Origin of the sequence: Pseudomonas segetis, from assembly GCF_900188155.1 — a bacterium.
In the GTDB taxonomy this organism is placed as follows: Bacteria; Pseudomonadota; Gammaproteobacteria; order Pseudomonadales; family Pseudomonadaceae; genus Aquipseudomonas; species Aquipseudomonas segetis.
Genome location: NZ_FZOG01000004.1, coordinates 1 through 16,857, shown reverse-complemented (window position 1 = coordinate 16,857; position 16,857 = coordinate 1). Strand labels below are relative to the sequence as shown.

Genomic DNA, 16,857 nt, shown 5'->3' with positions numbered 1-16,857 from the left:
TTTAGCGGTCAGGCGCGGCCCTTGTACCGTGCTATCCGGTATTACCCTGCAGCTGCAACCTGGCCAGGTGCTTGGTGTGCTTGGCCCCAATGGGGCGGGCAAAAGTACTTTGCTCGGCGCATTGAGCGGCGAGCTTGAGGCGGCGCAGGGTGAGGTTTACCTCGACCAGCAGCGCCTGGCGCAATGGTCCGGTAGCGAAAGGGCTCGGCGCCTGGCCGTGCTGCCGCAGAGCTCAACGTTGAGCTTTGGTTTTCTGGTCGAGGAGGTTGTGGCAATGGGCCGTCTGCCACATGCCAGTGGCGCAGCACGAGATATGGAAATTATCGGCCAGGCCCTGGCCGCTGCGGATGCTGCGCATTTGGCGGGGCGCAGTTACCTGGCGTTGTCCGGCGGCGAGCGCCAGCGGGTGCATTTGGCGCGTGTGCTCGCCCAGTTGTGGCCCGGTGTTGAAGGGCAAACCCTGCTGCTCGATGAACCCACTTCGATGCTTGATCCACTGCATCAACACACCACATTGCAGGCCACGCGCACCTTTGCCGAAGGCGGCGCAGCGGTAATGGTGATCTTGCATGACCTGAACCTTGCAGCGCGCTATTGTGATCAGCTGTTACTGCTCGACCGTGGCCAGGCCTGCTTGCTTGGCAGTCCGGCAGAGGTGCTCCAGGCCGGGCCGCTACGTGATGTATTTGGCCTTGAGGTGTTGATCCAACAGCACCCAGAACGGGGCCACCCATTGGTGATTGCACGATAAGGACCTGGTATGCGATTGGGGCTATTGATCTGTATCGGCCTGCTTGCCGGTTGTCAGGCTGCGTTGGCACCGCTGCCTGACTGGCAAAGTCCACAAGGGCGAGACGCCAGCAACCTGGGGCAGATCGAGGATCTGCGCAGTGGACGGACATTGACCGCGACCGAACTGGTTGAGCGGCTCTCGGCCGTCGACCAGGTGCTGGTTGGCGAGCAGCATGATAATCCCGACCATCACGCATTGGAGTTGTGGCTATTGCGTGCTCTCGCCAGTCAACGTAAGCAGGGCAGCGTTCTGATGGAAATGCTCACCAGCGGCCAGCAACAGGCGGTTGATCAAGCACAAGCTGCTTCAGGTGAGGGCCAGCCAATAGCGGACTTGCCCAAAGCCCTGGGTTGGCAGGACGGCTGGGACTGGTCCATGTACGGGCCCATTGTGCGTTATGCATTGGCGCAACCTGCGCCTGTGCTAGCCGCCAACCTGAACCGCGACGAGATGATGCAGATCTACCGCAAGCAGCCGCAACTCAGTGGCTCGGCTTCAAGCTCTGCCGCAGTGCGGGAGCCATTGCTTGAGCAAATCCGCGAGTCCCATTGTGGCTTGCTTCCCGACAGCCAGTTGCCAGCCATGCTGGCGGTGCAACAGCAGCGTGACCGGCGCATGGCCGTGGGCCTGCAACAGGCAGATAAACCGGCGATCTTGCTGGCCGGAGCCTTCCATGCTCGCCGCGACCTGGGCGTGCCTGTGCATTTGCGTGACTTGGGCGATACCGCGACCAGCGCAGTACTGATTTTCAGTGAAGTGGGTAAAGCGGTTAGCGCCGAACAGGCGGATTACGTCTGGTATACCGCCGCGGTAGAAGATAAGGACTATTGTGCTGAAATGCGTAAGCGCTAGCATTGAGATCCGCATGTAGGGTGCGACAACGCGAAGCTTGCCCACCAGGCAATCATTCCCTGGTCAGGCTCCGTTTGATGACTTGGCGGCTAGCCTGATGCGGGCGCTTTTTCCCAGGTAAAAAAAGACCCGGCAAAAGTGCCGGGTCAATAACCGTGATTAGCCTGATGAGGAGATAATCTGAAGAGTCCGACTGAGGAACTCCTGAGCTTATCAGCTGATCTCGCGACCAGATGCTTGAATAATAACAATTCTCATTATCAAGTCAACAGTCTGGGCAAATTAATTTCAAAGGCCTTTGCGCAGGCAAAAAAAGACCCGGCAAAGTGCCGGGTCAATAACCGTGATTAGCCTGATGAGGAGATAAGCTGGAGAGTCCGACTGAAGGTCTCTAGAGCGTATCGGCTGATCTCGCGACCAGTTGAGTTAATAATAACAATTCTCATTATCATGTCAACTGTCACAATCAGTTTTTTGGGCGTGGGTGTTTTTGCATGTTCCAGATGCAGCAAAGCCGGCGCTTGGCCGGCTTTGCTTTAACCTGAAAGACTAGGCTTCGTTGCTTAAGCGCAGCTGGGTGACTTCTTTATTAAGCAGGTCGATGCGCCTGGCCATGTTCTCTATCAGGCTGTGGGCAATGCGCGGGTTACTTTGCATCAGGCTGAGGAACTGGTCTTTGGGAATCAGCATGACGGTGCAGGCTTCAGATGCAATAACCGTGGCGCTGCGTGGTTCGTGAGTGAAGACAGCCATGGCACCGAATATCTCGTCTTTCTGCACATCCCCCACTTTTTGCCCGTCAACAAAGGCCTCGGCATGGCCTTCGATAATCACGAATACATGTTCGGCTTCGTCGCCCTGGTGAATCAGTTCTTCGCCGGCGGCAAAATGCTGGAAGCCGGTAGAGGGGCGAATTTCCGGCTGCTTCAAGCGCGCCAGGGCATCTGACAGCAGTGCGGTGTGGCCGATCAGGTATTGGATCAGCAAGTCCTGGCGACTCGGGTCGGCATGGATGTGCTTGAAGGCTTCGCTGCGTGAATAGGGGATCAGGCTCAGGGGTTCATCGCAGCTATAGCGGCAGCTTGGCAGGTCTAGGCCTTGGCGCAGGCCGAGGAGATCGCCTTCTTGCAGGTAGAACAGGGGGCGTTCATCTACCAGTGCGTGAAGCAAGCCATTTTCAATGACAAATAGTGTGTTGTCGGGTAGATGCTCACTCAAGTCATCGCTTTGTTCCACATGGATGATCTCGCCTGAGGGGGCCAAACCTTCGAGCAATTGACTGGGAATACTCTGCAGTCGGTTGATCAACTGGTCGGCGTAAGCGGGTTGCTCCCCGAGTAGATACATAATGTGATTCCTTGAACTGGCTTGGCAGGCATAAACGCACGAACATCCCTCCGACAATATGCTGGGCAGCCGTTTTGGTAAATCACTCTTGGCGGAGGTTGTGAGCTAGCTCTTATTGCGCGAGCTTCCTGCGTCTAGTTGGCCATTTAATTTGGCTTTGTGGTCCTCTGGCAGTTCGTTCCAGTAGACGTCCAGCAGTGCACCCTCGATTGAGTAAAGCAACACTTTGGACGCCCTGAAACCCCGTGCCTTTACCGCCCGGTATGCACTGACTGCACCGAGCCTGCGCAAGTCATTGGCGCTGTGGATACCCGAGGCATGTAGCCATTGGGCAGACGTTTTCCCCAAGTTTTTCAAGTGTTGCAGCTCGTCGTTCATTGAGCCTCCATGGCGCCGCCCATGTGCGATTAGCAGCTATCGCCTTTGTGTACTTGAACGAAAGTGTAGCGGCACACTGAGAAATGTGTGGCGAATTGACATCTTGGGGCTTGTGCGGGCGCGCGGCGACATCTGTCCTGTATTGGATGCCATGCAGGCGAGGGGGCGGAAGAGGTAACCGGTGTCAGGGGCAGGGGCGGTTCTGGTTGCTGCTTACCGGGGCATCTTGCCCCGGTAATCGACTGCTTGTTACAGGCCAGGCAAGCGCTGGCGGATGCGTGCAACCAAGCTGTCCAGGCTGGCACTGTCATTGGTTTCAATGCATTGCTCGTTGACCCGTTCCGTGGCGGTTAGCGCTTCGCGGTTGGCCAGCTGGACTTCGATGACCTGCATAGTCGCATCGGAAGGGTCCTTGGCTTCCTGCTGGCGATGCTTGAGCCAGCCGGCAATCACCTCGGTGGGGGCGTTGCAGCTGAGAATCAAAAACGGCACGCCGGTTTGTTCTGCAACCTGCATCGCCGCCTGGCGTTGTTCCAGCTTGAGGTAGGTCGCATCAATGACGACAGGGAAGCCTGCATGCAGAGCCGCATCGGCAATCTCGTGCAGGCGTCGGTAAGTGGCAATGCTGGAGTCTTGATCGTAGATACCCTGATCCTGCTGGCCTTTTTGGGCCTCGCTTTGTTCGCCAAACAGTCGTTTGCGTTCGACATCGGAGCGCAGGCGAATGGCGCCAAGCGCTTCGACCATGCGCATGGCAACCTGGCTTTTGCCAACCGCCGAGACGCCATGGGTGATGGCCAGGAAACGCGAAGGAATCGAGCTGTAGCTTTCAGCCAGCGCAGCGTATTTGCGGTACTGGCGCAAAATGACCTTGCGTTGCACCGCGCTTTGCTCTTGCCCCAGGCGGAACAGGCTGACTTTGCCGCGGACCATCGCCCTGTAGGCCTTGTAGAAGTTGAGCAGTTCGAGCGATGCGTAATCGCCGGTGTATTCAAGCCATTTGCTGACAAATCGGCGCGCAAGGCACTTGAGGCCACGGTCTTCGAGGTCCATGACCAGAAAGCCAACGTCCGCCATGACATCAGTCATGCGAAAGGGTTGGTTGAACTCAATGCAATCAAACAGGGTGACATGACCATCAAGAATGGCGATGTTGCCAAGGTGGATATCGCCATGGCATTCACGAATAAAACCATCGGCTTTGCGCTTGGCCAGCAAAGGCTTGAGTCGTTCATAGCTGGTTTCAGCCCAGGCCTGTAACGCGTCGAGTTGTTCCAGGTCGGCTTTTTCCGAGAGCATTGGGCGTGCCTGCTCGAAATTCTGTAACACCGGGGTCATCACCGCTTCCGGCGTTCCCAGGCCATGATCCTGTGCAACCTGTGGGGCGCTCAGGTGAAATTGAGCTATTTTTTCGGCCAGTTCGTCAATGTGCGCCTCGCTGAGCTCGCCACGAGCCTGTACTTCGCTGAGCAACTGGTCTTGCGGGAACTGGCGCATTTTCAGCGCGTATTCAATAACAGGGCCGTCATTTGCCAGGTTGGGCGCCTCGACACTGCCGCAAACCGGTATCACTTCGAGATACAAATCTTCGGTTAGACGTTGGTTGAGGCGTAGTTCTTCGCCGCAGAAGTGCTCGCGGTCGCTCAGTTGCGTGAAGTCGAGAAAGCCAAAGTTAACCGGCTTCTTGATCTTGTAGGCGTACTCGCCAGTGAGCAAAACCCAGGAAATATGCGTCTCTATTACTTGGAAACTGCCGACCGGGTGCGGGTACAAGGCCGGGTTCTGCAGGGCTTCAATCAGGGCTTGGCTCACGGAGGGTCCTTGGTTTTAAACGACAAATAGTGGCACTCATTATGGCCTTTGAATGCCAGTCTGCAAACCGCTGGGTAGCGCCTGCTTGTGGCAGGCAAAATGCGTATAATGCCGCGCCATGACTCGACCTAAATCTTCCCGTTCCCGTTCTAAACGTCGCTCTCGCGGCACTCGTCCCTGGCTTGGCTGGGCTGTAAAGCTCGGTTTGGTTGGCTTGGTAGTGTTTGCAGGCTTTGCGGTTTACCTTGATGCAGTGGTGCAGGAGAAATTCTCCGGCAAGCGCTGGACCGTGCCCGCCAAGGTCTATGCCAGGCCTTTGGAGTTGTTCGTCGGTGAGAAACTGGCGAAAACCGATTTCCTCAAGGAGTTGGACGCGCTGGGCTATCGGCGTGAAAAATCCGTTGATGGGCCGGGTGGCGTGTCCGTCGCGGGTAACAATATCGAACTGTATTCACGCGGCTTCCAGTTCTATGAAGGTGCCGAGCCTGCGCAGCACGTGCGGGTGCGCTTCTCGGGTGACTATGTGGCCGGCCTGTCCAAGGCCAATGGTGGCAAGCTGGCGGTTGCACGCTTGGAGCCGATGCTGATCGGCGGCTTGTATCCGGCGCATCAGGAAGACCGTGTGTTGATCAAGCTGGATCAGGTTCCGCCTTATCTGGTGGAAACCCTGGTGGCGGTTGAGGATCGTGAGTTCTTCAATCACTTTGGTGTATCGCCGAAGTCCATTGCCCGAGCGATCTGGGTCAATGCTTCCTCAGGCCAGTTGCGTCAGGGCGGCAGTACGCTGACCCAGCAGTTGGTGAAAAACTTCTACCTGACCAACGAGCGCAGCCTCACGCGTAAAGTCATAGAGGCGATGATGGCCGTGCTGCTTGAGCTGCATTACGACAAGAAAGACATCCTCGAGGCGTACCTCAACGAAGTCTTCCTCGGCCAGGATGGCAATCGCGCCGTCCATGGCTTTGGTCTGGCCAGCCAGTACTTTTTCAGCCAGCCATTGTCCGAGCTGCACCTGGAACAGGTCGCGTTGCTGGTCGGCATGGTCAAGGGCCCCACTTACTACAACCCGCGTCGCCATCCCGAGCGTGCCAAGACGCGTCGCGACATGATTCTTGACCTGCTCGCCGCCCAAGGTGTGGTAACCCCTGAACAGGCAGCCGCAGCCAAGGCCCGGCCTTTGGGTGTGACCACGCGCGGCAACATGTCTAATGGCTCGTTCCCGGCATTCCTTGATCTGGTTAAGCGCCAGTTGCGCCAGGACTATCGCGATGAGGATTTGACCGAAGAAGGCCTGCGCATCTTTACCAGTTTCGATCCGATCATGCAGGTCAAGGCCGAGGATTCACTCAGTGAAACACTCAAGCGCCTGTCTGGACGCAAAGGGGTCGACAAGGTTGAAGCGGGCATGGTCGTAACCAACCCGGAAACTGGTGAAGTCCAGGCTTTGCTGGGTGGACGCCAGCGTAACTTTGCCGGATTCAATCGTGCGATTGATGCAGTGCGTCCCATCGGTTCGCTGGTCAAGCCCGCTGTCTACCTGACTGCTCTGGAGCGTCCAAGCCAGTACACCTTGACCAGCTTCATCAAGGATCAGGCGTTCTCGGTCAAGGGCCAGGATGGGCAGGTGTGGCGTCCGCAGAACTATGACCGCAAATCCCATGGCACCATTTATCTGTATCAGGGTCTGGTCAACTCATACAACTTGTCGACTTCCAAGCTGGGGTTGGAACTGGGTGTGCCCAATGTGCTCAAAACATTAGCGCGCCTTGGTGTCGAGCGTGAGTGGCCGGCTTACCCCTCGATGTTGCTTGGGGCAGGTTCATTGAGCCCGATGGAAGTTGCCGGCATGTACCAGACCATCGCCAATGGCGGCTTCAATACGCCATTGCGTGCTATTCGAAGCGTGTTGACTGCTGAAGGTGAGCCACTCAAGCGCTACCCGTTCCAGATTCAGCAGCGCTTTGATGCCGGTTCGATTTACTTGCTGCAAAGCGCAATGCAGCGCGTGATGCGTGAAGGGACCGGACGCTCGGTTTACAGCAGGCTGCCACGTTCGCTGAACCTGGCGGGCAAGACTGGTACCAGTAACGACTCCCGTGACAGTTGGTTTGCCGGTTTCAGCCAGGATGTTCTGGCCGTTGTTTGGCTGGGCCGTGACGATAACGGCCCAACGCCGCTCACCGGCGCGACCGGGGCGTTGCAGGTGTGGACCAGCTTTATGGCTAAAGCAGATCCCTTGCCATTGGACATGCCGCAGCCTGATAACGTAGTGCAGGCATGGATAGATGCAAAGACCGGCCAAGGTTCTGATTCCAGCTGCCCGAATGCCGTGCAGATGCCGTATATTCGTGGCAGCGAGCCAGCACCAGGGCCTGGATGTGGTATTCAGGCGCCGGTTGACTCAGTCATGGACTGGGTTCGTGGCTGGATGAATTAAGGCAAGAGGGCGTAACGTGATTAAGTGGTTGATTCCAGTAATAACAGCTTCGGCAGTATTGGCAGGTTGCGCCAGTGTTCCCAATGGCTCGATTCCAGTGGTCGACGCCGGCGCTCCAGCCTCCGCCAACCGTATGGATCGTGTCGGCGGTGGCGCTGCACCAGCTAATGCCCCGCAAGCTCAGCCGCAGGACTCTGGCGTAGTGGTGATGGTGCCCGGTGCCGTGGGTGGCAACCAGCCATTGACGACTTCGCCAATTACCACGGGGCCAATCACCACCGGCCCCATTACCAACGACTCCGCAGGCAGCAACATCTATTCGCAGCCCAGCGCGCCACAAGCGCCAACCGGCAATAGCGCTACCCCATCAGGTGCGGCGGGCGGTTTATCGGCAGACGAGCAGCTGGATGGCCCGGTGCTGGCCTTGCTCACAACGGCCCAGCAGCAGCAGGGCGGTGGTGATCTGGATGGCGCAGCCTCAAGCCTGGAGCGTGCCCAGCGCATCGCGCCGCGAGAACCGCAGGTGCTTTATCGCCTGGCCGAGGTTCGCCTGGCTCAAGGTGATGCTGCACAAGCGGAACAGTTCGCGCGTCGCGGCCTGAGCTATGCCGGCGGTCGTCCTCAGTTGCAGGCGAGTCTGTGGGATCTGGTCGCCCAGGCCCGCGAAAAGCAGGGCGATCCTGCTGGCGCCGCGCAAGCCCGTGAGCGCGCCAAGGTCGCGCTGTAATGGACGCGCGCACAGTTGAAATTGCCGAACAGTTGCTGTTGATTGAGCGTGAGTTGCGCACGCAAGGTTGGTGGACCGAGTTGCCACCAAGCGATAAGGCAATGGCCAGTCCAGAGCCATTTTGCGTAGACAGCATGCCGCTTGAGCAGTGGCTGCAATGGATCTTCTTGCCGCGTATGAAAATCATGCTTGAGCAAGGTGCGCCATTGCCAGCCGTCTCTGGCATTCAGCCGATGGCAGAGCAGGTGTATGGCGTCGGAAATGCTCAGGCGCGCGTGCTGATCAAGCTACTCGGCGAGTTTGACGAAATCCTGACCGGCACGAACTGAGTCGCGCCGGGCGCTGGGTTAACCAAGAAAACTGCCAAGCTTATTGGCAGTTTTCGCTGATGGCTTTCTTGGTTTCAGCAATGCGCTGCTGGCGCTCTTCTTCGGTGATGCGTCGAACTTCACCATCAATTTCAATGCGTACCCGCGGATTGTTCTCAATTTGCGCGAGGCTGGTTCGCACGTCCGTGCAGTACTGTTTACGCTCGGCTTCCTTGGCGGCTACTTCCTGCTTGACCTTTTTATCGATTTCGGCCTGCTCGGGGTCGGCGATGTCGTTAAAGGTTGGGGCAGGGTCTTCTACCGCGGGCTTGCCCGATGGGGTAGGCACTGCGGTATTGATTGTTGTGCTTTGCTGGCCTTGTGGCGGTTGCGCGCCAAAATGGGTCACACCCTGGGCGTCAACCCACTTATAGACCTGGCTGGCCATCGCTGTCGAGCTGATAGCGAGTAGCAGGCTGGTGGCGAGAATCATACGGCGCATGCTGTTTCCTTAGTGAAGTACTGCGAAAGCTAAGATTACTATAACCAATTATGCCCGGGCGTCATCCTGCGCCAGATCGGAGCAGAAGATTGTCGATTCATGCACAGATTGCTTGACTTAAAGGCTTCCAATCCCAACAATCCAACATTCGCTGTAGTGGAGTCAGCCGCAAGCAGGCTTTAGCTCAGTAGAGATGAGGTGCACACCCGCGCCGACCTAGCAACACCCGCAACGCGTTACCTCGCGCTGGGTGGGAAGACCCCGCAACACTTTGGGGCATTCCCAATACTTGCTCAGTTGTAGCTGACGTAGTCGGCGACCACCGTCGCTCATGCTCTGCTTAGCAGTAAAACCTATTTTAGATCGCCCCCTCTTGGGCGATTTCTGGCGTTTAGAGGTGATCAACGTGGAGCTTTTATCCGGCGCTGAAATGGTCGTGCGCTTTTTGCGTGACGAAGGCGTTAAAAATATCTATGGGTACCCAGGCGGTGCCTTGCTACATATCTATGATGCGCTGTTCAAGGAACCAGAGGTGAACCACATCCTGGTGCGCCACGAACAAGCTGCAACACACATGGCCGATGGCTACGCACGTGCTACAGGCAAGGCTGGTGTTGTGCTGGTGACTTCGGGTCCTGGTGCGACCAACGCCATTACCGGTATCGCCACTGCCTACATGGACTCCATTCCTATGGTGGTCCTGTCTGGTCAGGTGCCGAGCAGCATGGTCGGTACCGATGCCTTCCAGGAAACCGACATGATCGGTATCTCGCGTCCTATCGTGAAGCACAGCTTTATGATCAAGCACGCCTCTGAAATTCCTGAAGTGCTCAAGAAAGCCTTCTACCTGGCCGAGTCCGGGCGTCCTGGTCCTGTTGTCGTCGATATCCCGAAAGACATGACCAATCCAGCGGAGAAGTTCGAATACGTCTTCCCGAAGAAGGTCAAGCTACGCTCATACAGCCCCGCATTGCGCGGCCATTCGGGCCAGATTCGCAAGGCGGCTGAAGTCCTGCTCGCGGCCAAGCGTCCGGTAATCTATTCCGGTGGTGGCGTAATCCTGGGGCACGCAGCCGAGCCGCTGACCGAGTTGGCGCAGATGCTCAATATCCCGGTGACCAACACCTTGATGGGCCTTGGCGGCTACCCTGGCACTGATCGCCAGTTCCTTGGCATGCTTGGTATGCACGGTAGCTACACGGCAAACCTGGCCATGCACCATGCCGATGTAATCTTTGCCGTTGGCGCGCGTTTCGATGACCGGGTTATCAATGGTCCGGCCAAGTTCTGTCCTAACGCAAAGATCATCCACATCGACATCGACCCGGCTTCGATCTCCAAGACCATCAAGGCCGATGTGCCTATCGTTGGTCCGGTTGAAAGCGTGCTGACCGAGATGGTTGCAATCCTCAAGGAAATTGGCGAGAAGCCAAGTAAAGAGGCGCTTGCCAGTTGGTGGAAGCAAATTGAAGAGTGGCGTGGTGATCGTGGCGTGTTCCCTTATGAGAAGGGCGACGGCAGCATTATCAAGCCGCAGACCGTAATCGAAACCCTGTGTGAAGTGACCGATGGCAATGCCTATGTCACCTCCGATGTGGGCCAGCACCAGATGTTTGCTGCGCAGTACTATCGGTTCAACAAGCCTAACCGTTGGATTAACTCCGGCGGCCTGGGCACCATGGGTTTTGGCTTCCCGGCCGCCATGGGCGTTAAGCTGAGCTTTCCGGATGACGATGTTGCCTGCGTCACCGGTGAAGGCAGCATCCAGATGAATATCCAGGAGCTGTCGACCTGCTTGCAGTACGACTTGCCAGTGAAAATCATCAACCTGAACAACGGTGCGCTGGGTATGGTGCGCCAATGGCAGGACATGAACTACAACAGCCGTCACTCGCACTCTTATATGGAGTCCTTGCCGGACTTCGTTAAGTTGGTCGAGGCCTATGGCCACGTTGGCATGCGCATTACTGACCTCAAAGACCTGAAGCCAATGATGGAGAAAGCCTTTGCGATGAAAGATCGCCTGGTTTTCCTCGATATTCAGGTTGATACCAGTGAGCACGTCTATCCGATGCATATCAAAGACGGTGCTATGCGCGACATGTGGCTGAGCAAGACGGAGCGGACTTAATCATGCGACACATTATTTCCCTGTTGCTGGAAAACGAGCCGGGTGCACTGTCCCGTGTAGTGGGGCTGTTTTCCCAGCGTAACTACAACATCGAAAGCCTGACCGTTGCGCCAACCGAAGACCCGACGCTGTCGCGCCTGACGTTGACCACTGTTGGCCACGATGATGTCATCGAGCAGATCACCAAAAACCTCAACAAGCTGGTCGAGGTGGTCAAGTTGGTTGACTTGTCTGAGAGCTCGCACATCGAGCGTGAGTTGATGCTGGTCAAGGTCAAGGCAACAGGCGCACAGCGCGCCGAGGTCAAGCGCACAACGGATATCTTCCGTGGCCAGATCGTCGATGTGACCACCAGTGTCTACACCATTCAGTTGACCGGTACCAGCGACAAGCTCGATAGCTTCATCCAGGCCATAGGCACCGCCTCGATCCTGGAAACTGTACGCAGCGGCGTTACCGGCATTGCCCGTGGCGACAAAGTACTCAGCATCTGAGTGTGCTGGATTTAAAAAACCTCGCATTCCTGCGAGGTTTTTTTTCGCCATTATTTAACGCTGGCGATTCCAGAAAGCATTGATCAACGGTTCTTTCAGGCGTTTTTCCAGGGCAAACAGGCCAATGTCGTAAGCGGTCAGCGGCGGCTGGATATCGTAGGTGCGGATGCTGGCTGTCAGTGGGCTGTTGTCGAGCACGATTTGCGGCACCACGCCGATGCCAAAACCCAGGCTGACCATGCTGACGATGGCCTCGTTACCGCTGACCTGAGCGTAGATTCGCGGTTTGATGTTATGGCTTTTAAGCCAGCGGTCTGTGCGAGTGCGCGCCAACCCCTCTTCGGAGAGAATCATAGGCACATCGCGCCAGGTGGCTGCGCTTGGGCTTTTAAGTTGCTCGTCAGTGAGTAATTGAGGGGATTGCGGGCCAATAAAGCACAACTCCGAGCGCGCAATGGACTGGAATGCAATTCCACTGGCCAGGTTGTCGGGGCGGGCGCCGATGGCAAGATCCTCAAGGCCTTGCTGGATGCGCTCCACCGCTTTTGCGGCATCACCTGTGTGCAGTTTCATTTCAATGCGCGGATAGTCCTGGCGAAAGCTGCTGAGAATGTCGTAGAGAAAGCTGTAGCTGGCGGTTACCGAGCAATACAGAGAAAGCTCGCCCTGCAGGATCAGTTGGTCTTGCTTGAAGGCTTGACGCATGGCTTGCAAGCCGCCGATTACATCCTTGGCGTATTCGCGAAACTGCTGGCCCTCACGGGTCAGGCGCACGGAGCGGTTGTCGCGAAGAAATAGCGGGGCGCCGAGTTCGTCCTCAAGTTGCTTGATGCTGCGACTGAGGGCGGAGGGGCTGACGTGCTGCTCGCGGCTGGTTTTGCCAAAGTGCAGATTGTCCGCCAGAGACAGGAAAAGCATAAGCGCGTGGCTATCCATGGTTATTTCATATATCGGCATGTTGTGTTGCAAATATATCATTTTACGCAACGGAGACGATCACTTAAAGTGTGTTCGTCGCGGTGCTTATGCACCCATCCTTTTCGCCTAAAAGAGCCAAGAACATGAAAGTTTTCTACGATAAAGACTGTGACCTCTCCATCATCCAAGGTAAAAAAGTTGCCGTTATCGGCTACGGTTCCCAGGGTCACGCCCAGGCGTGCAACCTGAAAGATTCTGGTGTTGATGTCACTGTTGGCCTGCGTAAAGGTTCTGCAACTGTCGCCAAGGCTGAAGCCCACGGCTTGAAAGTTGCTGATGTCGCGACCGCTGTTGCCGGTGCCGACCTGGTCATGATCCTGACTCCAGACGAGTTCCAGTCGCAGCTGTACAAGAATGAAATCGAACCGAACATCAAGCAGGGCGCTACCCTGGCGTTCTCCCACGGCTTCGCGATTCACTACAATCAGGTCGTGCCACGTAGCGATCTGGACGTGATCATGATCGCGCCAAAAGCGCCTGGTCACACCGTACGTTCCGAGTTCGTCAAAGGTGGTGGTATTCCAGACCTGATCGCGGTCTACCAAGATGCTTCGGGCAACGCCAAGAACGTCGCGCTGTCTTATGCTTCGGGCGTGGGCGGCGGCCGTACCGGTATTATCGAAACCACGTTCAAGGACGAAACTGAAACCGACCTGTTTGGTGAGCAGGCTGTTCTGTGTGGCGGTTGCGTTGAGCTGGTTAAAGCGGGCTTCGAAACGCTGGTGGAAGCGGGCTACGCTCCGGAAATGGCTTACTTCGAGTGCTTGCACGAACTGAAGCTGATCGTTGACCTCATGTACGAAGGCGGTATCGCCAACATGAACTACTCGATCTCGAACAACGCCGAGTACGGTGAATATGTCACTGGTCCGGAAGTGATCAACGCCGAATCGCGCCAAGCCATGCGCAACGCTCTGAAGCGCATCCAGGACGGCGAATACGCCAAGATGTTCATCCAGGAAGGTGCTGCAAACTATCCTTCGATGACCGCTTATCGTCGCAACAACGCTGCCCATGGCATCGAAGTTGTGGGTGAGCAGTTGCGCTCGATGATGCCGTGGATTTCCGCGAACAAGATCGTCGACAAAACTAAAAACTAAGTCCTGGCGACTTACATAAAAACGCGGCTAATGGCCGCGTTTTTTTATGCTGCAAGTATCCATCTGGTATAAAGCGCGTCACGATTAGGCTTATATAATCTGCGCAGCGCTGTAACATAGGTGCTGAATTTTTAACCCAGTTCTAAGGTACATCCATGAGCGAACGCCCAGAAGAGCCGAGTGCGGCTCCCGACGCAGAAAGTCTTTTGCCGGTTGATGAGCACGAAGAAGAAGGCCACGACGACCAGGGCCGCAAGGTCCGTCACCGTGGTGTGTATTTGTTGCCAAACCTGTTCACCACGGCAAATCTGTTCGCGGGGTTCTACGCGATCATCAATGCCATGAACGGCAATTACTATGTTGCGGCTGCGGCGGTGTTTGTGGCCATGGTGCTGGACGGCCTCGATGGCCGAGTTGCGCGCATGACCAATACCCAGAGTGCATTCGGTGCCGAGTATGACTCGCTGTCCGATATGGTTGCCTTTGGTGTTGCACCTGCGTTGCTGGCGTTTGAATGGGCGCTGGGCAGCCTGGGCAAGGTCGGTTGGATGGTTGCCTTTATCTATGTGGCAGGTGCTGCGCTGCGTTTGGCGCGTTTCAATACCCAGATAGGGAGCACCGATAAGCGCTACTTCATCGGCCTGGCCAGTCCTGCTGCGGCTGGTGTAGTCGCTGGTACGGTCTGGGCGTTTAGCGATTTTGGCATACAGGGTTCCAAGATGGCCTTTGTGGTCGCTGTCCTGGTTGCTGCCGCAGGCATGTTGATGGTCAGCAATATCAAGTATCACAGCTTCAAGGATCTGGATTTAAAGGGGCGCGTACCTTTTGTAGCTATCTTGGCCGTGGTGCTGGGGTTTGCCGTGGTCTTCAGTGATCCGCCACGTATCCTGCTGATTATCTTCCTCGCTTATGCCTTCTCGGGCCCCATTCAATATTTGTTGCAGTTACGTCGCCGCAATAGAACTGCGTGATGTAATTTCATGGGGGCTTCGTGGTCTACTGGTCATCGCTAACCTGTAGCTGCGGAGTCCTCATGTTGATCAAGGTCCCATCTGCATCCGCTTGCAAAGAGTCGGATGTAACCCCGGAAGAATTTTACCTTTCCCGCCGTGCCTTTATTGGGGGTTCTATCGCGGGTTTGGCGCTGGCTGCGGCGCCAGGTGCTGCATTTGCCCAAGATGCTTCGCGTTACCCCGATGTCCAGGCGGTTGAGGGGCCTGCTTGGTTCCAGCAAAAGTTGCCGACGACCCAGTGGCAGGCCGTTACCGTCAAGGGGGAAGCAATCACCCCGTTCAAGGATGCAACTCACTACAACAACTTTTATGAACTGGGCGCCGACAAGGGCGACCCTTCAGCCAATGCATCGGCGCTGAAGACCGAGCCCTGGAGTGTTGTTATCGATGGTGAAGTGGCAAAGCCTGGACGCTACGCGCTAGAAGACTTCATCAAGCCCTATGAGCTTGAAGAGCGGATCTATCGCCTGCGCTGTGTCGAGGCTTGGTCGATGGTTATTCCGTGGATGGGCTTTCCGCTCTCGGCGCTTCTTAAACAAGTGCAGCCGACCAGCAAGGCTAAGTACATTCGCTTTGAAACACTGGTTGATCGCAAGGATCTCCCGGGGCAGCAGTCGAGCTTTGGCTTGATCAACTGGCCCTATGTCGAAGGTCTGCGTCTTGATGAAGCGATGAACCCGCTGGCGATATTTGCCGTTGGTATGTACGGCCGGGTGCTGCCCAATCAGAATGGTGCGCCGCTGCGTCTGGTCGTGCCCTGGAAGTACGGCTTTAAAAGCATTAAGTCGATTGTGCGCATCAGCCTGGTCGAGGAACAGCCAAAAACCACATGGCAGTCGATTGCAGCAGATGAATACGGCTTCTATGCCAATGTTAATCCCAATGTTGATCATCCTCGTTGGTCGCAAGCGCGCGAGCGCCGACTGCCCAGTGGCCTTTTCAGCCCAAATGTGCGCGATACATTGATGTTCAACGGTTATGGGGATGAGGTTGCATCGCTATACGCGGGTATGGATCTGAGGGTTAACTACTGATGCGCTTCCCCTTATTTCGCTTGATGGTCTTTATTGTGGTCGCAGCCGTGCCGCTTTACTGGCTGTATGAAGCCTGGGCTTTTGCTCTTGGGCCCGACCCGGGCAAAACCCTGGTTGACCGGCTTGGGCTGGGTGCACTGGTGTTGCTGTTTATTACCTTGGCAATGACGCCGATGCAGAAGCTAACGGGGTGGTCTGGCTGGATAGTTACTCGTCGCCAGCTTGGTCTCTGGTGTTTTGCCTTCGTAGCGCTACATTTGACAGCCTACTGCGTGTTTATCCTGGGGCTTGATTGGGCGCAGCTTGGCGTGGAGTTAAGCAAGCGGCCCTACATTATAGTGGGGGCACTTGGCTTCATCGGTTTGCTGGCGCTGGCGTTGACATCCAACCGCTACAGCCAGCGGCGTTTAGGGCGGCGTTGGAAAAAACTGCACCGTGCTGTTTACGGCATCCTGGCGTTGGGATTGCTGCATATGCTCTGGGTGGTGCGTGCCGATCTCAAGGAGTGGAGCCTGTATGCCTTGATCGGTGCCGTCTTGATGTGTTTGCGCATCCCTGTTGTCGCTGCGGTGTTACCGCGCATTCGAACTAAAAGTGCCAATACAGTAATAAATGCGCAATAAACCCTTGACGGCAAATCTGAGGTGCCTATAATGCGCACCTCTTCCGGCGCAGACCTCTCGGAAAACTTCTTGGAAAACAAGAAGTTAGCTTAAAAAGAGGGGTTGCAAAGCAGCGAAAGCTGTGTAGAATGCGCCGGGCTCTGAAGGGTGTTTTGAATGGCCTTTGGAGTGATCGCCCAGGTGATCGGAAGCGGTAGAAAAAGAGGTGTTGACAGCGAGTTTGAACGCTGTAGAATGCGCCTCCCGCTGACGAGAAGCTGGTTTGATCGGAAGCGCAAGTGGTTGAGTAGAAACGGTTTTCTTCGGAAAAGAACTTCGAAAAACAGCT

17 protein-coding genes are annotated in these 16,857 nt (G+C 56.1%); 11 read left to right on the top strand and 6 right to left on the bottom strand.

Annotated features, from left to right (window positions below; all coding sequences use genetic code 11):
- Window positions 1-28: 28 nt before the first annotated feature.
- The gene (locus tag CHB79_RS14005; protein ID WP_425439607.1) at window positions 29-751 is read left to right on the top strand and encodes a heme ABC transporter ATP-binding protein; all 723 of its coding nucleotides are present in this window, start codon (window positions 29-31) and stop codon (window positions 749-751) included.
- 9 nt (window positions 752-760) lie between these two features.
- Window positions 761-1,645 carry a ChaN family lipoprotein gene (locus CHB79_RS14000; protein ID WP_089360387.1) on the top strand — a complete coding sequence of 295 codons (885 nt, stop codon included), beginning with the start codon at window positions 761-763 and terminating at the stop codon, window positions 1,643-1,645.
- A 549-nt stretch (window positions 1,646-2,194) separates the two neighbouring features.
- Here CHB79_RS14000 and CHB79_RS13995 read toward each other — a convergent pair.
- From CHB79_RS13995 to CHB79_RS13985, 3 genes are all read right to left on the bottom strand, one after another.
- A complete protein-coding gene (locus CHB79_RS13995) occupies window positions 2,195-2,992 on the bottom strand; it encodes a Crp/Fnr family transcriptional regulator (RefSeq protein ID WP_010487662.1) in 798 nt (265 codons plus the stop codon).
- A gap of 105 nt (window positions 2,993-3,097) precedes the next feature.
- The gene (locus tag CHB79_RS13990) at window positions 3,098-3,370 is read right to left on the bottom strand and encodes a TfoX/Sxy family protein (RefSeq protein ID WP_010487664.1); all 273 of its coding nucleotides are present in this window, start codon (window positions 3,368-3,370) and stop codon (window positions 3,098-3,100) included.
- Between the two features lie 249 nt (window positions 3,371-3,619).
- On the bottom strand, window positions 3,620-5,182 hold the full coding sequence (locus tag CHB79_RS13985; RefSeq protein WP_089360386.1) for a bifunctional aminoglycoside phosphotransferase/ATP-binding protein: 1,563 nt from the start codon (window positions 5,180-5,182) through the stop codon (window positions 3,620-3,622).
- Between the two features lie 118 nt (window positions 5,183-5,300).
- Here CHB79_RS13985 and mrcB point away from each other — a divergent pair, with 118 nt between their 5' ends.
- From mrcB to CHB79_RS13970, 3 genes are read left to right on the top strand one after another with little or no spacing between them, the layout of a single operon-like run.
- Window positions 5,301-7,619: a penicillin-binding protein 1B gene (gene mrcB, locus CHB79_RS13980; protein ID WP_089360385.1), complete on the top strand. Its 2,319-nt coding sequence runs from the start codon at window positions 5,301-5,303 to the stop codon at window positions 7,617-7,619.
- Between the two features lie 16 nt (window positions 7,620-7,635).
- Window positions 7,636-8,346 (top strand): tetratricopeptide repeat protein, encoded by a 711-nt coding sequence (locus CHB79_RS13975; RefSeq protein WP_089360384.1) that lies wholly within the window; start codon window positions 7,636-7,638, stop codon window positions 8,344-8,346.
- Window positions 8,346-8,675 carry a YqcC family protein gene (locus CHB79_RS13970; protein ID WP_010487672.1) on the top strand — a complete coding sequence of 110 codons (330 nt, stop codon included), beginning with the start codon at window positions 8,346-8,348 and terminating at the stop codon, window positions 8,673-8,675. Before CHB79_RS13975 ends, CHB79_RS13970 begins: the two co-directional genes overlap by 1 nt.
- Before the next feature lie 40 nt (window positions 8,676-8,715).
- Here CHB79_RS13970 and CHB79_RS13965 read toward each other — a convergent pair whose 3' ends face one another.
- Complete coding sequence (locus CHB79_RS13965) at window positions 8,716-9,156, bottom strand: DUF4124 domain-containing protein (protein ID WP_010487674.1); 441 nt, start codon at window positions 9,154-9,156, stop codon at window positions 8,716-8,718.
- A 406-nt stretch (window positions 9,157-9,562) separates the two neighbouring features.
- Between CHB79_RS13965 and CHB79_RS13960 the strand changes: the two genes are divergently transcribed.
- On the top strand, window positions 9,563-11,287 hold the full coding sequence (locus CHB79_RS13960; RefSeq protein ID WP_089360596.1) for an acetolactate synthase 3 large subunit: 1,725 nt from the start codon (window positions 9,563-9,565) through the stop codon (window positions 11,285-11,287).
- A gap of 2 nt (window positions 11,288-11,289) precedes the next feature.
- Entirely contained in the window at window positions 11,290-11,781 is a 492-nt protein-coding gene (gene ilvN / locus CHB79_RS13955; RefSeq protein ID WP_010487678.1) for an acetolactate synthase small subunit, read from the top strand.
- 54 nt (window positions 11,782-11,835) lie between these two features.
- Here ilvN and ilvY read toward each other — a convergent pair whose 3' ends face one another.
- The gene (gene ilvY, locus CHB79_RS13950) at window positions 11,836-12,717 is read right to left on the bottom strand and encodes an HTH-type transcriptional activator IlvY (protein ID WP_010487680.1); all 882 of its coding nucleotides are present in this window, start codon (window positions 12,715-12,717) and stop codon (window positions 11,836-11,838) included.
- Between the two features lie 125 nt (window positions 12,718-12,842).
- Between ilvY and ilvC the strand changes: the two genes are divergently transcribed.
- The 4 genes from ilvC to msrQ all read left to right on the top strand — a co-directional run bounded on the left by ilvC (window position 12,843) and on the right by msrQ (window position 16,529).
- The gene (gene ilvC, locus CHB79_RS13945; RefSeq protein WP_010487682.1) at window positions 12,843-13,859 is read left to right on the top strand and encodes a ketol-acid reductoisomerase; all 1,017 of its coding nucleotides are present in this window, start codon (window positions 12,843-12,845) and stop codon (window positions 13,857-13,859) included.
- A 155-nt stretch (window positions 13,860-14,014) separates the two neighbouring features.
- A complete protein-coding gene (pssA, locus tag CHB79_RS13940; RefSeq protein ID WP_089360383.1) occupies window positions 14,015-14,830 on the top strand; it encodes a CDP-diacylglycerol--serine O-phosphatidyltransferase in 816 nt (271 codons plus the stop codon).
- A 62-nt stretch (window positions 14,831-14,892) separates the two neighbouring features.
- Window positions 14,893-15,906, top strand: coding sequence for a protein-methionine-sulfoxide reductase catalytic subunit MsrP (gene msrP / locus CHB79_RS13935; protein ID WP_089360382.1), 1,014 nt, complete (start codon window positions 14,893-14,895; stop codon window positions 15,904-15,906).
- The gene (gene msrQ, locus CHB79_RS13930) at window positions 15,906-16,529 is read left to right on the top strand and encodes a protein-methionine-sulfoxide reductase heme-binding subunit MsrQ (protein ID WP_089360381.1); all 624 of its coding nucleotides are present in this window, start codon (window positions 15,906-15,908) and stop codon (window positions 16,527-16,529) included. The genes msrP and msrQ overlap by 1 nt, the downstream gene beginning before the upstream one ends.
- Before the next feature lie 84 nt (window positions 16,530-16,613).
- Here the strand turns inward: msrQ and CHB79_RS22120 are convergent.
- Window positions 16,614-16,857: hypothetical protein (locus tag CHB79_RS22120; RefSeq protein ID WP_217898869.1), on the bottom strand; the 244-nt coding region annotated here is incomplete at its 5' end.

What these genes read in the sequence shown, in the direction of transcription:
- ilvN (WP_010487678.1), top strand. Translation starts at nt 11,290, where the DNA reads ATGCGACACATTATTTCCCTGTTGCTGGAAAACGAGCCGGGTGCACTG.
- CHB79_RS13965 (WP_010487674.1), bottom strand. Translation starts at nt 9,156, where the DNA reads ATGCGCCGTATGATTCTCGCCACCAGCCTGCTACTCGCTATCAGCTCG.
- CHB79_RS13970 (WP_010487672.1), top strand. Translation starts at nt 8,346, where the DNA reads ATGGACGCGCGCACAGTTGAAATTGCCGAACAGTTGCTGTTGATTGAG.
- msrP (WP_089360382.1), top strand. Translation starts at nt 14,893, where the DNA reads ATGTTGATCAAGGTCCCATCTGCATCCGCTTGCAAAGAGTCGGATGTA.
- pssA (WP_089360383.1), top strand. Translation starts at nt 14,015, where the DNA reads ATGAGCGAACGCCCAGAAGAGCCGAGTGCGGCTCCCGACGCAGAAAGT.
- msrQ (WP_089360381.1), top strand. Translation starts at nt 15,906, where the DNA reads ATGCGCTTCCCCTTATTTCGCTTGATGGTCTTTATTGTGGTCGCAGCC.
- ilvC (WP_010487682.1), top strand. Translation starts at nt 12,843, where the DNA reads ATGAAAGTTTTCTACGATAAAGACTGTGACCTCTCCATCATCCAAGGT.
- mrcB (WP_089360385.1), top strand. Translation starts at nt 5,301, where the DNA reads ATGACTCGACCTAAATCTTCCCGTTCCCGTTCTAAACGTCGCTCTCGC.
- ilvY (WP_010487680.1), bottom strand. Translation starts at nt 12,717, where the DNA reads ATGGATAGCCACGCGCTTATGCTTTTCCTGTCTCTGGCGGACAATCTG.
- CHB79_RS14000 (WP_089360387.1), top strand. Translation starts at nt 761, where the DNA reads ATGCGATTGGGGCTATTGATCTGTATCGGCCTGCTTGCCGGTTGTCAG.
- CHB79_RS13995 (WP_010487662.1), bottom strand. Translation starts at nt 2,992, where the DNA reads ATGTATCTACTCGGGGAGCAACCCGCTTACGCCGACCAGTTGATCAAC.
- CHB79_RS13990 (WP_010487664.1), bottom strand. Translation starts at nt 3,370, where the DNA reads ATGAACGACGAGCTGCAACACTTGAAAAACTTGGGGAAAACGTCTGCC.